The organism is Paenibacillus brasilensis, from assembly GCF_009363115.1.
Lineage (GTDB): Bacteria > Bacillota > Bacilli > Paenibacillales > Paenibacillaceae > Paenibacillus > Paenibacillus brasilensis.
In genome coordinates, this window is sequence record NZ_CP045298.1 from 593,609 (window position 1) to 608,605 (window position 14,997).

General features: G+C 37.3%; 15 protein-coding genes. 1 reads left to right on the top strand and 14 read right to left on the bottom strand.

Annotated elements, in window-relative coordinates; translation table 11 throughout:
• Positions 1 to 247: 247 nt before the first annotated feature.
• From GCU48_RS02675 to GCU48_RS02720, 10 genes are all read right to left on the bottom strand, one after another.
• Complete coding sequence (locus tag GCU48_RS02675; protein ID WP_152378955.1) at positions 248 to 988, bottom strand: SDR family NAD(P)-dependent oxidoreductase; 741 nt, start codon at positions 986 to 988, stop codon at positions 248 to 250.
• A gap of 234 nt (positions 989 to 1,222) precedes the next feature.
• Positions 1,223 to 1,729 carry a DinB family protein gene (locus tag GCU48_RS02680; protein WP_152378956.1) on the bottom strand — a complete coding sequence of 169 codons (507 nt, stop codon included), beginning with the start codon at positions 1,727 to 1,729 and terminating at the stop codon, positions 1,223 to 1,225.
• A 210-nt stretch (positions 1,730 to 1,939) separates the two neighbouring features.
• Positions 1,940 to 3,016 carry a hypothetical protein gene (locus GCU48_RS02685; RefSeq protein ID WP_152378957.1) on the bottom strand — a complete coding sequence of 359 codons (1,077 nt, stop codon included), beginning with the start codon at positions 3,014 to 3,016 and terminating at the stop codon, positions 1,940 to 1,942.
• A gap of 273 nt (positions 3,017 to 3,289) precedes the next feature.
• A complete protein-coding gene (locus tag GCU48_RS02690; RefSeq protein ID WP_152378958.1) occupies positions 3,290 to 3,643 on the bottom strand; it encodes a hypothetical protein in 354 nt (117 codons plus the stop codon).
• 177 nt (positions 3,644 to 3,820) lie between these two features.
• The gene (locus GCU48_RS02695) at positions 3,821 to 4,588 is read right to left on the bottom strand and encodes an HNH endonuclease signature motif containing protein (RefSeq protein ID WP_152378959.1); all 768 of its coding nucleotides are present in this window, start codon (positions 4,586 to 4,588) and stop codon (positions 3,821 to 3,823) included.
• Positions 4,589 to 4,737: 149 nt separating this feature from the next.
• The gene (locus tag GCU48_RS02700; RefSeq protein WP_152378960.1) at positions 4,738 to 5,733 is read right to left on the bottom strand and encodes a PDDEXK family nuclease; all 996 of its coding nucleotides are present in this window, start codon (positions 5,731 to 5,733) and stop codon (positions 4,738 to 4,740) included.
• Between the two features lie 183 nt (positions 5,734 to 5,916).
• Positions 5,917 to 6,384: a DUF2691 family protein gene (locus tag GCU48_RS02705; RefSeq protein WP_152378961.1), complete on the bottom strand. Its 468-nt coding sequence runs from the start codon at positions 6,382 to 6,384 to the stop codon at positions 5,917 to 5,919.
• Positions 6,385 to 6,536: 152 nt separating this feature from the next.
• Positions 6,537 to 7,595: a hypothetical protein gene (locus GCU48_RS02710; protein ID WP_152378962.1), complete on the bottom strand. Its 1,059-nt coding sequence runs from the start codon at positions 7,593 to 7,595 to the stop codon at positions 6,537 to 6,539.
• A 164-nt stretch (positions 7,596 to 7,759) separates the two neighbouring features.
• Positions 7,760 to 8,731, bottom strand: coding sequence for an HNH endonuclease (locus tag GCU48_RS02715; protein ID WP_167518634.1), 972 nt, complete (start codon positions 8,729 to 8,731; stop codon positions 7,760 to 7,762).
• Positions 8,732 to 9,051: 320 nt separating this feature from the next.
• On the bottom strand, positions 9,052 to 9,276 hold the full coding sequence (locus tag GCU48_RS02720; protein WP_152378964.1) for a helix-turn-helix domain-containing protein: 225 nt from the start codon (positions 9,274 to 9,276) through the stop codon (positions 9,052 to 9,054).
• 153 nt (positions 9,277 to 9,429) lie between these two features.
• Between GCU48_RS02720 and GCU48_RS02725 the strand changes: the two genes are divergently transcribed.
• Positions 9,430 to 9,717: a hypothetical protein gene (locus tag GCU48_RS02725; RefSeq protein WP_152378965.1), complete on the top strand. Its 288-nt coding sequence runs from the start codon at positions 9,430 to 9,432 to the stop codon at positions 9,715 to 9,717.
• A 179-nt stretch (positions 9,718 to 9,896) separates the two neighbouring features.
• On the opposite strand, the gene GCU48_RS27550 is transcribed toward GCU48_RS02725, so the two are convergent.
• The 4 genes from GCU48_RS27550 to GCU48_RS02745 form a co-directional block, all read right to left on the bottom strand.
• Entirely contained in the window at positions 9,897 to 10,226 is a 330-nt protein-coding gene (locus GCU48_RS27550; protein ID WP_244316037.1) for a DUF3024 domain-containing protein, read from the bottom strand.
• A 237-nt stretch (positions 10,227 to 10,463) separates the two neighbouring features.
• On the bottom strand, positions 10,464 to 11,213 hold the full coding sequence (locus GCU48_RS02735) for a metallophosphoesterase family protein (RefSeq protein ID WP_152378966.1): 750 nt from the start codon (positions 11,211 to 11,213) through the stop codon (positions 10,464 to 10,466).
• A gap of 139 nt (positions 11,214 to 11,352) precedes the next feature.
• On the bottom strand, positions 11,353 to 12,351 hold the full coding sequence (locus GCU48_RS02740) for a tyrosine-type recombinase/integrase (protein WP_152378967.1): 999 nt from the start codon (positions 12,349 to 12,351) through the stop codon (positions 11,353 to 11,355).
• A gap of 373 nt (positions 12,352 to 12,724) precedes the next feature.
• Positions 12,725 to 14,797, bottom strand: a complete 2,073-nt coding sequence (locus tag GCU48_RS02745; protein WP_152378968.1) for a methyl-accepting chemotaxis protein — start codon at positions 14,795 to 14,797, stop codon at positions 12,725 to 12,727.
• Positions 14,798 to 14,997 lie beyond the last annotated feature (200 nt).

Below are 14,997 nucleotides of genomic sequence, written 5' to 3' on the forward strand. Positions count from 1 at the left end.
AAAAAGCGCCGAAATGGCACCCGGCGCTTACACATTTGTTCTTCCTCTATGTTTTCCCTGCCTTTCAGGTTGCATATAACGTTCGGGTATTCGCGACGTCCATTCCCCTTAGATAGCTCTTACCTTAGGGGAATGGATGTATCTGCCTGAATCCACTTCCCCGAAAATACTTCTGGCAGATCAAGGGCCGTATGGCCTGGCCCGTAGTGCGAATTCTTTGTTAGGCGATGTCAATGTCTTCTCTGAATTAACCCTCAGAGTAGTTAACCAACTTTCCAGGCTCAATCTTCTTATCAATAATATTTATTAAGTGCTTCCCAAGTTCTTCTGTTGATTGTAACTGTCCTGTTTGATGTGCCTGTTTAAAGAATTTGGCCATTTCAAAATCTTGATCATTCTTTCCTCTGGCGACTATTTGCAATTCCGTTTCAACCATCCCCGGATCTACAGCAATTATTTCTAATGGATATTGTTGTTTCGATTGCTCAGCCCCGATACATTGAGTAAACATATTTATTCCAGCTTTAGCGGTACAATACACGCTCATTGCGGGTGCTGGATATGTCCCAGATCCTGAAGATATATTAATAATCTTTTTCCTAATTTGGACGTTATCGGTTTGCCTTATAAAGTAAGATGTCAAAACCATTGGAGCAATTAGACTTATTTGTAGGTTCTTATTAATCTCTTCAGCGTTACAGTTGTCTATCCTTTTTAATGGTTCGAGCATGGCAGCATTATTAATAAGACAAATCATTTCCGAATCATTTAAGTTAATTTGATTGAAAATCTCTTTCAGCATAAGTTCGATTCCCAGTATATTACTTAGATCAAAATTACGGTGAGTGTAATTCTTGTACTTATCTAAAGTATTTGAATCTCCACGTGAAATACCATAAACAAAGTTACCATTATCAAGGAGCATTGTGGATAATTGTTCACCGATACCTCTTGATGTACCAGTGATTATGAAATGACCTCTATTCATTGAATTACCTCCATTCCTTATATTCAATTAGCATTGATTTCACCTAACGTTGTTGTATTCATGAACCCTCACTGGCTTAAGGGGCGTCAGCCCCGGGTCCGATGGACTTAGCCAGTGCAGGGTTGTCTGCTGATGCCGCTTCCACGAAAATCCTCTGCAGACCAAGGACCGAAAGGTCCGTAGCGTGAATACGCTGTTATAGGTTGTATTCGTCTTCTTCGAATATGCAACGCCTTACTTAAATCCATCTGTAATTTCATTAATTTGTTTAATATGTCTTTGTTCATGCAAGTACAGTGATTTAACCCATTCAATTAATAACATCTCCTTAAAGACTGGGTGCATAAAATGTCTTCTACTCAGCACTGACGGGTCTTCTACTGTGTTTAAAACTTCATTTAACTTCTCCCTTGAATTGTTTAGTTTTTCAATGATTTCTTGATGTTCTAATATTTCATCAGTTGGTTTAGCAATGTCGGGAGCTTCTAACTTTTTACTTCTATCTAGTAGAAATTCTAATGATTTATTCTCTATAAATGAATCTTCATTGCTCTTTAACCCTTTCTTTATTGCTATGACATATAATTCTTCTGTCTTACTTAAGTGATGACATACCTGACCAATACTCCAACTGTGTGGGTCCTTCCGTTTGTTTAATTGATCTCCACTCAGTCCATTAAGAATTCTTAGTAATTCGGCTCTAGTTTCTATTAATTTTTGATTGATTTCTTGAATTTCCATCGAAATCTTCCTTTCTTGAATTTTTTGCGGATATTTCCTATAACGTTCCTGTATTCACGACCCAGCGCATGCTGGGTGTCCGGCGAATGCCGCACCGAGGACGAATGTCCGATGCGTGAATATATTGTTATCAGATGGTCTTGCCTTCTCTAATGATTTATCTCGTCAATTATAATTTAATCTTCTCGTATGTTTCTTAGTTATATAAAATTAATTGAAAAATGTAGTTATCAAAGCACCTAATAAGCCTCCTGAAACCGCAGCGATTACTGTAGCTGACATAACGTATACATTTAACTTTTGATTCTCATAGAGTTTAATGAGTTCTGTCACTTGCTTGGTAGGATAGTTCACCCGTTCATCAATTTCTCGATCCACATACAAAATAAAATGAGTAATATTTCTTTTGCTCTTTTGAATATAAGATTTATATATAATCTGGTCTTTTTCAAAATAACCAATATTAATAAATAGTTCATTTAGAATCTTATTGGTTCTAAAAAAGTTTTTAAATTGTTTTCCATCTTTCTTTATCTCTACCAATGTATCAAGATTTTCTTCGATCACCATCCATTTTCTATTTGCTACAGAATCAGAATGGTTCAATTCGTAAAAAAATCCAAATTCATCAAGAGTTTCAAATAGTATTTTTTTCAAACCTTCTTCAACGTTAATGTAATCTTTACATGAAATAACAACTTGATCATATCCTTTGGTTTCAACAATTGAAATTGTAAATGGTTTCTCGATTTGATCATTTTCTTTTATAAAGAAGTCCGCGTGGAAAGGACTTGGGCCAAGTACTTGAAAATCGATAAATGATTTTATTTTGGACAGTTCTTTTCTTAAAAACTCTCGGACAAGGACAACAGCAGAGGATGGCAAAACGTTATTACTCAAAGGATCTAATAATTGTACGGTTACTACAGGAAAATAATAGGTATAGTTAATTGAAATTCTGAATCTTTCTGTTTCAAAAAAATCATATATTTGTTTTAACTCTTCTTGAATTCTTTTGGGAATAAATATATCAAAGGAAATTTTTAAATCCTCTAAGTAAGGTTCAAGACTTCCACCATCTGATATACCTCTATTATCAGAAGAGATAAAAATACTTTCAGAAAGATCATAATCTTCTTCATAAAATTCAATATCTATTTCACTTATATTAGATATTGATTCAAGTGTTTTTTGAATCTCATTAAAATATTCTCCTATAGTTGTATTGGTTCCGGCTTTTAAGCCAAAATGAAAACATCCTACTCCAAATGCAATTTCAGAAGCCATTTGTTCCACTCCAATTTTCATTAAGAATATATTAGTGTGCAGATAATGAGTGACTTTAACGCTTATTGATTATAATAGTAGTTCACTGCAAGTCTGTCTGATAACGTTTCTGTATTCGTGAACCCCGTAGGGGTTGTCTTCTGAAACACCTCCTCGAAATCCATCTCGCAGACCAAGGCTCCATCAGGAGCCGCAGCTTGAATATTATGTTATCAGAAGTTATATGTCCTTTTAAATTACTTAAATATGTTTTGGAGCTCGGTAGCTATTTCCTCATCTATCAACCTGTAACCGATAAGTACTACCCATAGAGCAAACAAAACCTGCCTTAAATTTTTCTGTAAAAGTATCAACAAATTTTCTAAATGTTTCTTCGCTAAATTGAAAATCCAACTCATGTGCGTACTTATTTCTTATCCTATTCAGAAAATTAATAGGGCCCTTCAACTCTAACGGAATCGCACCAACGGCCAGTAAGACTTTTAATGTTACGCTGAAATTTAGCTTATCTCCACGCTCTTCTGGGTGCATTAATTTCGACTTTAGTATTTCTGTCATTTCAAATTCAATATATAGATGTGCTCTTAGAATAATCTGAAAATAGTTTTCTCCTTCTGTTTCCAACATGAACTTATCATATTGTTCTTGGAATTTATCAGCTATTGTTTCTAGTTGTTCTCCATATTTTTCATCAACCTTTTAAACCCGACCTATAATTTCTTCTTTTCTATTCATTCTTCTCTCCTTAATTTGATTTCTGATAACGTTCTTTTATCAGAAGCTACCGCCGTCATTGAGAAACATTCATTTTTTATGATACGACCTATGACAGGATGCACATAATAGAATGACGTCATTAAAAGTCTCTCTCCCCCGATTACTATAGTTATTATGATGTAAATGTAAGTTATAGCTTTGTCGTTCTATATTCCCACATAGCTGACACTTGCTTTGATAAAACTTAATAGCTTCTTCTCTGAAATGCTTCCAGTGCTCAGTTTGCAAGTAAAGCTGGTATGGCATTAGTCTTAGCTTATTAATGAACACTTGATATTCGTTTTCAGGCTCTTCTCTACGACCTTCAATTATGTCTGTGGCTTCTATAATTCGATTTTCAATATCTATAGCTTCCTGTGCATGTATGTAAAGCAGATCCATGTCTTTACACCATCTGTACTTCGCATATGTAATTAATTCATCTAATGAAATATCTCTTAGATATCCTATTGAATCAGTTATTTCCGGCAGAAAAATTTCAGCATTGAAAAAAGCCATAAGTGGATTATCATATTCATAAAAAGAAGTGTTGTTAATTATTTTTCCTTTACCCAAGTCAATTCCGTGTAATGAAAATCTAATTCTAGGTTTCTCAAGCCAAGTGTATGGTTCTTTAAGAATATCAACGTGTCTATCTTCTATTGCAGGATATATCTCTTCAGAATCATCAAAGGAAGCAATAAAAATGCTGAAAAACAAATCATCTTGTAATCTTAGTAGCCTTTTTCTTTCTTCACCTTCCTTGTATAAAAACCATACTTGTCTAAAATGTTCATCTGTTATGTAAACGCTCATATTATGCCTCTCTTCTCTAAGTAATTTCTGATAACGTTTCTGTATTCATGAACCCTGGAGGGGTTGTCTGCTGAAATGCCTCTTCGAAATCCACCTTGCAGACCAAGGCTCCAGCGGAGCCGCTGCTTGAATATTATGTTAGCAGAAGTTTATAACTTCATTGAATGTTCGTACAAATCACTATAATTATTCCAATACTTATCTATCAATTCAAGTATTTTATATCTATCAATAAAAAAAATTGATCCTTTTAATTCTTTTGGAATTTTATATATTATCTTTTCTTTTGCATTTTCTGTAAACAAACCACTTATAATCACATAAAAATTACTAATGTACTTATTACCTTCGGATCCTAATTCTCTATACGGTAAAGAAAATGCATCTTCTAATTGACCAATTATTTCATCAATCTGAGATTTTACTCCACCATTAATATTTCCAGCTTTAACTTGTATAGCATTATTAATAACAACATTAAATTTTGTGATCTCAGAAAATACAAAGTCTTTTCCATATTCTTTACTCCCGTGATTATATCTTACGGAAAGGAACCCCATTCTTCTTAACAGTGGAAAAACGACCTCAATACTAAAGAGCTTTTCATTAATTTCATATTCTTTCTTCCACACTAGATTGCCTAATGCAATCTCAGACTGACTCGCAGCTGAGTTAACTTCTTTTAATGCTAATAGCAATTGATCCTCAATCGTTTCTGAAGCCTTTAGATTTCTATTGTAAATGATATATGGGTCTTCATTATATTTTGGTTGTGCATCATAATCTTCTAATAATAAATTCGTGTACACTGCCTGCTCAGCCATATTTCCAACTAATAATGAACCATTCCACTTACTGCTCCAATTTACATTGGGATACATACACAACAACCGGGTATACTTTTCATTTTTTTCTCGCCTAACATACAATATGCTACAAATTGTATTCAACTCTGTTAAATCCATTGAAATACTTATTTCAATATTAGATGGAAAATCCGAGTTGGCTTGGTTAATAAACTCGGGCCAATCGTTACAATTAACTTCTATTACATCATCACTGACAGGAACGTAATTAACTTCCAAACCATTGAATGTTACATCTATTGGATAATTCAAATCCTTATCTATTATTATATTCCACATATATTATCTCCCAATCTCATCATCAATTTCTGCTAACGTTCCTGTATTCACGACGTCCGGCGGAGTCGGATGTGTCCGGCCGCCTCTGCCGGACCGAGGGCGTATGCCCGATGCGTGAATATAATGTTATCAGATATCAGTGTCTTCCTCGAACTACTTGCAACAATCAATATTTTTATTTAATCACCAGACTGATAGTTTTGTTCTTGTATCATTTTCATCAGTTATATATTCGAGAGATTCAAACCCTTGTCTCTTTATGTGGTCATATAAGTCTTCAAGTTTTTCAAGGTCTTTACAATAAACAGTTACGTATACACTATCAATTACAAGAAGAACAATCTGACACTCACTCGCAATATATTCTTCATATGACACTACATCTATTATTTTTGCTCCTTTTGGATACGCCTTTAAGTTCGCAAATATTAAGTAGTACTTGTTATTATCAATAGTCTTTTTTAGTCCTTCTCCATTCAATCCAATAACCATATCCGGAAAAAGACTATCTCCTAACGTATCATCAACAATAAAATATGACTCTTCTCCACCAATAAACCAATCGAAATAAGATATATCGATTGGTTTTAAAATCTCTCCAAGAAAGCTTCCATAAGAATTTGGTATTTCAAAACTTATTCCTCTATTCATATATTCACCTTCTTTACGCTGATTTCTGATAACGTTCCTATATTCACGACTCGACATATGTCGGGTGTCCGGCGAATGCCTGACCAAGGGCGTATGCCCGCAGCGTGAATATTATGTTATTGGAAGTTAAAAGCTTTTTGATAGACTTGTATCTATTGCCCGTATGGCTCTAATTTTATAGTGGTTTTTAAGGTCTCAACATATAATACTACCATTCCGTAAAGCAAAAAGGCTTTTGCCTTAATTACAGGTTTTCCGCTATCATGTGACAATTCATTAGATAAAGCCACCATTTTACCAAAAATGAATTGAAACTTCTCATCGTAGTTCCCTTTTACTTTCGCAATTAAATCTCCTAATAGTAATTGCGAATACCCTTTGTTTACAGTTATATTCCTATAACAAAGTTCTATTTTGAGACTGTTTTCTAATATTCGTCTTAACGTATTTGATTTTTCACAAATTTGATCTATATTCCACTCATCAAGTGCTTCAATTTCTTCGCCAACTGTTTTTAATCTTTTCAAACATTCATCTAAATTAAACATGAATAATATTTCTTTTGAATGATTCACTTCAAGACCGCAATTTTTGGGGAGAATTAGCATTGAGTGAATAGGAGTATTAAGAACTTTTATCACTTGCCATTTACCACTCACTTTACGATATGCATTTTTAGAAAAATTATTTCTCTCTTCAAGTTCAAATTCTTCTACTTCATTTGCTATATTTTTTCGAACTTCCTTATCGCTTAAAGCATAACCTTGAATAAGAAAAGCAGGAAAGGTTGAAGACTTTATGACCTTTATAGATTGAAAATGAAAATACAAAGAATACAGTTCTGCCTGAAAAGCTAATCTTATAAGGTCTTCTTCATTATCTTCATTTCTAAAATCATGCCAGTGTATTTGAACTGTATTATTTTTAGAATTTATTTCAAATCCATCAATCATGTCCCAGTTTGCGCTATCCAAAAAATCAATTATTACTTTACCGTGTGCTTCTTCAATAAGATCTTTCATTAATATTTCTAAATCCTCAATTGATCTTGTGAAATCTTGATTTGATAACTTTTGTAGTACATTTTGAAATATATTATGACCATTTTTAAAAGGATCCATATCTATTTGTCCTCCTTTAATTTCCAATAACGTTCCTGTATTCATGAGCCCCAATAGGGTTGTCTGCTGAAATGCCTCTTCGAAATCCATCCCGCAGACCAAGGCTCCAACGGAGCCGCAGCTTGAATATTATGTTATACGACGGAATCGCTTCTAGACTCTGCCCTCACTATTGATTTTCTCCAGGTACATATTCAATCAGATCATATAATTTGTAGTTAAATGTACCCCATAACTTTATTTATAAGCTATTTTCATGGTCTATATCCAATTCTAGCCCAATGATGCCTTAGATATTTAATATTTATTGGTATTTTAGAATCTTTAATAGCTTGACCATTAGATTCTATTATCTGATTTATTGGACTATGATAATAAGATAGTCTTTCAATATCTATAGAAACAGATAAGTTATCATCTAAAGTAAATAAGCCAATTTCAAATGCTTTATCATGAAATAAGCAAAGGCACAATCCATTGGATGTATCTCCTCTTGATTCTGAATTATCAGACCATCTAGCAATATGAGCTCCAATCAGAAAACTGCTATCAGCAACTTCACAATTTGGAAAACAACAAATATGATTAAAATTATCGCGAACATTTTTAGAAAAATTACTTTGCCCTATTCTAATAGGCAGAGTTTTTTGACTTTCATATGTATTGGACTGATCAATTACCAATCTTTCTCTAACAGTAGTATTAATATTACTGTTACTAAATAAAATGTTGTATAATTCTGAATCCACTTCAGATAGATATGCCCCATTTTGTCTACGTAAATTTCCGTTTTGAATTACATAAAATAAAAGTTTCTTTTCGTCTGAACTCTTAGCTTTATTTACATTGAAATAATACATCAATTGATTTTCTTTTTGAGTAAAAAGTGTACTTAATTCGATTGCCTGATCAAATGGTTCAAATTTCTTCAAATTTACTCTATAAAAAGTATCAGCGTAACTCCAATTTGGTCCAGGATCAGGTGGTCTTAGTGTTGTGATAAAGCCATCTGTTTCAGCAATTGAATGTCCGATGAATTTAGAATTTGAGTCTCCTCTTAAATGTAAGATAATGTCCCCTTCTTTTACACGCATTAAACTATCCCAATATGCCCATATACGTCTGGTATCACCTACTATTTTATATGCTGGTGACCAAAGGCATTTTGTAAATCCCCATTCTCCTCCCCCATGTACTTTGTCCTTTGACATCTCTATCCAAATCATATCCCTAGCTCCTTTATGAAATATTCTCAGGTTGTAATTCATGCCCCCTCGCTAGCTTTAGGTGAAAAAATTAACGTAATACATGCAGCCAACAAACCGTACATCTGCTTTGCTCTGCTTCTCCAAACCAGAGCACTTAAAACTTTGATGTACAATAAAATTACTCGGTTCTTTCGGATAACGTTTCTGCATTCATGTACCCAATGGAGTTGTCTACTGAAATACCTCTCCGAAATCCTAATTCGCAGACCAAGGCTCCAAAGGAGCCGCAGCTTGAATATTATGTTAAACGATGGAATCGCTTCTCGAATCTGCCTTCACTATTGGTTTTCTTTGGGTACATACTCAATTAAATCTGATAATTTGCAGTTAAATGTATCGCATAGTTTGAATAAGGTTTCCAGCTTTGTTGTTTCTATATTCGTTCCCCTATACAACTTGTTGATTGAATTCCGACTTAAGCCCGATTTCGCCATCAATTCTGTTATATCATCTATTCGATGTTCTGCCATGAGTTCTCGTATATTGCACTTGATTACGTTCATCTTTTCCCCTCCATAATTCTATCTTATCTTCCATATTAGCAATCATCAACGAAAAGCGAAGTTTTAACTCTATAAAGTCAAATATTCACCTTGCAATTAACTTTATAAGGTTATATAATAACTCTATAGAGTTAATCAAAGGAGGAATAACATATGATTAATACATTAGAATCATTAACAGAGCCGCTTATAAGAATACGTTTAGAATTACTCTATACTGAGCTTCTGGAGTGTCATAAGGAGTACACTCAGCTTTCTTTGGAGACAGATCAATATTTTAAAACGCTTCGTGATGCTTTGCCCGATCAACTTCAACATACGGTTTTTCTTTACGAAGACGCCCAAATTTCTCTACAATCCATCCTAGAAAGAAGTATCTACATACAAGGTTTCAAAGATGCTCTACAACTATTTAGTGAATTGCAAAATTCTAGTATTTAGAGGGCCATATGACCCTCTTTTTCTATTGTTTTTGATTCTGTCGTATAACGTTCTCGTATTCACGAACCCCAAAGGGGTTGTCTGTTGAAATGCTTCTTCGAAATCCTTCTCGCAGACCAAGGCTCCAACGGAGCCGCTGCTTGAATATTATGTTATGAGATGTCATTGACCTCTTTGAGTCATCCCCAGAACAGTCCGTTATGCCCTTCATCCACGATCTTTAACTGTTTTTCAAAATCTTCATTCGGTTCTATGTCATCTATGAAATGCCATTTCCCCTTGCTGTCTTGCCAATATATTTTCCATTCGTTTTCATCTAATCTGAACTGAGCTACAGGCATCTGCACCCATTGATCACTTTTGTATCCTTGTCTTTCTTCAATCAATGTCACATGATTTCCTCTGATCTTATAACTGATTTTAATCTGGTTTTTCACATGTTCTGGTACTGCATTTTGTGTATATTTGTCCATGATTTTCATAATCCGCTTCTTTGTAAAGTCATCCATGGATTTTGTCTCTCCTGCCCTGATTCGTTTTGCCATGATTATATCACGATGATGTCTCATAACGTTTGGCATTCCTGACGTTCAAGCAGCTTAAGTGACCGAAGGGAACGGGTCGTCAGACTTAGCTGGTTGAATGTGTCGCCTGATTCCACTTCTCAGAGAATCTTCTAGGCGACCGAGGAGCGTCAGCGACGAAGCTGGAATGCATTGTTAGAAGATGTGGCCGTCCTCCTCGAATTACATCCTAAATGCTCTCCCAGACTTTATAGCAAACGCATAATCTTTTCGTCCGTTATCTTCAGCAATTGAACTAGCTTTATCCCAATCATAGTGAATCATTACATGTTCAAAACTCCACTTTTTTGTCGCAGCAGTCTTGTAGGCAATGACATATTCAGCATAAGGTGAGTTTGATTCCATCACATGTGGATATGGCAATTCATCATCATAGGCAGGCAAACCTACACTACCTGCATTTATAATTAACTTACCATTCGATAAATAAGCCGTTCTAAACACGTGACTGTGTCCACAAAATATATAGTTCTGCGGAACTCTCTCAAGTTCCATTGAGAGATGATCGAGACTCTTATATCTAACACCATCTTCATCTACTTCTTCTAACAAATACTGGTCATTTAAAAATGGGGTTCCATGACAAAACAAAAGGTCTTCAATTACCCATGTCTTTTTAAACGAACTAATCCAGTTCTTGATCTCATTATTTAGTAATGGTTTTACAAATTTATAGGTAGCTAAATTACTTTCTTCTTTTAAAAGAATTTCGTCACAATTCCCCATAATATTTATTATATTTTTGTTGTCCAATAATTGTTTAGCGGTACCTAATGGATCAATGGGACCGAACAAACTATCTCCTAAATTCACTATTAATTGAATGTCCCGTACTGAAATATCCTTTAGTACAGCTTCTAATGCAAAACTATTACTATGAATATCTGAAATAATTGCGATTGACTCATGCATAAGTTCTCTCCTAACTAATTTTTAACGGCCATTTCTTCTAACGTATTATTTACGAACTTCCGAAAAAATACTCTCTTCGTCATATTCACAAACTTCGTGAATCCTGCACTTTTCTCCTTATTCCCGCACTTTCTGCGCTTCAATCCTCCAGCCCGCCTATCCGATCCAACGGGCTTTGAATCCGTCCAATGTCCCGCTTGCTCACGTGTATATACCGCTCCGTTGTTCGCACATTCTGATGCCCCAGCAGTTCCTGAATATAACGAAGATCAATCCCATTCTCCAGCAAGTGGGTAGCAAAGGAATGCCTTAGCGAATGGATACTCACCTGTTTACGAATGCCCGCTTCAGCCAGCGCTTTTTCAAACACTTTCTGCGCTGAACGTTCCGTCAGGTGGCGGCCTTCCCTCTGTCCTGGAAACAGCCAGTTTTCCGGCTGCTTCGCCCCTATGTACTGCTCGACTACCGCAAAAGCCGTTTCGGAGAGCAGGGTTTGCCGATCCTTCCTGCCCTTTCCCTGACGGACTTTCAGCACTTTCCGTTCCCGGTCGCAGTCCTCGGGACGCAACCTCATCACTTCGCTTACCCGCAGCCCGGATGTATACGTCAGGTATAGAATAGCCCGATGCTTCGGATTTTTCACTGCTTTCAACAGACGCATGACCTCATTCAGGGACAGCACATCCGGTAGTTTACTCTCCTTTTTCGGACGAACATAGTCGGTCCCTTGCAAATCGGCGAAAAAGCGTTCCGTTTGCGATATGTAAGCTTTAATTGTCTTGCTGCTGTAACCCCTTGCCACCAATGAATCGCGCAATTCTTTCCGCTGATCCGGATTCCATTCACCACGTTCCGAAGAAGAGAGAACCGCATTGGCCTGAGCGCCCCGCCGATCCAGCCATTCCCGGATGTACGGCAGCTCTTTATTCAAGTGCTCGTCGCACTCGAACTCGCAGCTCCGATACGCTTCCAACAGGCTTTCTACAACCGGGATACTATACGGAATCGTCCAGATTTTTTCGTCTGGAACCCATTTTCTGCCCGGTATGGACCGAATCCCTTCTCGCTCCTTGACTCCGTATCGCTCCAACCGTACGCCGATCGTTTTTTCATCTCGATAAAGTAGGTTAATCTTCATCTCGTTGCCTCCTTAGTATATCAGCCGTTCAAAAAATTGGAAATCTATTTTTACATAAAAAAGGTACTTAAGACGGGTATTCATCTTAAGTACCTGATTCTTTCAGATTAAATTATTGACCCATTAAGTCCAATTTTCATTATCATAAAATGCCTTGTCTTTACTTGTCCAGTTCCTTCGTCACATCATCCCATAGCACCGCACCACCTTTCCAACAGATAACCCGGCTTCAGGTTCAGTAGGTATCCTTTTGGAACTCCCTCTTCGCATCGTCAGCCGCCTCGGGCGCCGTTTAAATTGCTGTTAAAATAGGATACGAAAAGGTAAAAAGCCCGTGCTGGACGCGAGCTTTGCTGTAATACCAAAATCGTGGCTATTCATGTTCCTCGACCTTAAACTGTCTTAATTCGTCTTGAAGCTTATTGGACAATTGGCTTAATTGTTTGGATAGCTCAGCAATCTGTTCGAAGCTCTCCAATTGTTCCTGCGTGCTGGCGCTAACCTCTTCGGTTGAGGCGGAATTCTCTTCCGTGGTAGAAGAGATGATCTCCAGCGCCTGCAAAATCTCATCTTTGTGCTTATGGACTTTAGAGGTATTGTTGCTGATCTGGATCATTCGCAATTTCAAATCTTCCAAATCCTTGTTAATGCTAAAGAACACTTGCTTGGTGTTCTCCACCGATCTGGCATTTTCTTCTGCAATTTTCAGACCGTGAGCTGTATGCTCCACCGATACGCTGGTTTTTTCTTCAATCACACGTACCTTCTTATAGATTTCCTGTGTCGCCAGCGCAGTCTGCTCAGCCAGCTTGCGGACCTCCCCGGCAACAACGGCAAACCCTTTGCCCTGTTCTCCTGCACGCGCAGCTTCAATGGAAGCATTGAGCGCCAGCAGGTTAGTCTGTGTTGCAATTTGATTGACCGTGTCCACGATACTCGAAATCTCATGACGGCTCAGATCAATATCCTGAATAATAGACGACATCGCTTGTGTGGAATTGTGATTTTCTTGCGCCCATTTGGATAACTGATCAACTACAGCCAGCCCCTGTCCGCTTTGCTCGGCAGAGATTTGCACCATCGTTTCTATGGCTTTGGCATCATTGGCTATTTCGTCAATTTGACCGGATAATGCTCCGGTTTTTTGTAAAATGTTTTCCGTTTCGATGGACTGATAATTTGTCGCATTGGCGATCTCATTGATCGCTGTCGCTGTATCGTTCATCGTTATCGCCGTTCTGGAAGAAATGGATTGCAGATCGTGAGAAGACTGATTCAAGACTTGAGCAGAGCCGCCCACCATTTGAAGCATTCCTTGAATTTTTTGAACCATATTGTATATTCCCTGAGAAATTTGCCCGATTTCATTGCTGGAATGTGTATCAAACTGAACCGTTAAATCACCATTTTCAATCAGCTTGATTTTTGCGAGCAACTTCGGTATTGATCTCAGCAGATAGCGGAGCGATATATAACAAATCAAAACCAGCAGGATTGTGGCTGCGGCAAAACCGCCAATGGTAAGCCAGGTAAAGGCTTTTAATTCTGAGAGTGCCTCTTGTTCAGAAATGGTTAAGCCTACAGACCACCCGGTATCTTTACTGGTTGCATACCCGATATAACGAGGTTCTCCATTATCATTAATCAGTTGTACTCCGGACTCGCCAGCAATCATTTTCTTTCCGATCTCCCCAAGATCCCCTGTGCTTTCGTTAATCTTTTCTTTCAGCACTTTATTCTGATCGGGATGATATAAAATATCGCCCGTTTTGGATGCAAGAATCGAATAACCTGAGCTTCCGAGCGAATAGCTTTGCATAACGGCAGGGATGTCTTTGAAAGCAATATCAACCGCAGCAAATCCGATTAATTGGTTACTGCTATCTTTGATCGGATAAAAAATGCCCATGAGCACATTACCCGAATTGACGTCCTTATAGGGTTCTGAGTAGTATAAACCGTCTGCTTCAACAGCTGGCTTGAAGTATGGGCGTGTATGGATATCGAAATCCGGTTTAGAAGCAACACCATCATTCTGTAGAAAGAAGCCTTTACCAGATATTCCTGCAATCCAGGCGTCAGCAAAAGATGGCTCTGCCTTGACAATGGCTGCCAGAGTCGCTACTGTTTCCGCAGCGTAAGGAGAAGTTTTCACCATTTCTGCCGATGAGGTGGTTTCTAAATATTGCTTAAAAAGGTTGTTCGTTGACATTTGTTTGACAAGTGATCCCTTTTCCTTAAACAACGCATCGAATTGACTAACAACGGCCTGTGTCTTGGTCTGGAGCATGGCCTCTTGCTGCTTGATAAGTATGCTTTGCGTACTCGCAAACATGAACGTCCCCAAGGTTGCAAAGACGACAACGATAATGACTAACAACACAATGGCCAATGTGTTCGCGATACTGGATGATTTGATTGCGCGCTTTTTAATATTTTGTGACATGCTGCCATCTCCCCGAGGAATATTGAGCGAAAAGCTCTTAGATAATATGTCGGAAGTTTGTCGTTGTTTTAATAGGTTTTTAATGTACACAATTTTTGCTATCTTTGTCTGACTGCCGGTGCTCCAGGCGTATCCGCTGCTCTTATGTGATTAGCTATGGGGAGAATTCAGGTGGTGACTCGCGTGGGATGGGCTGAGAA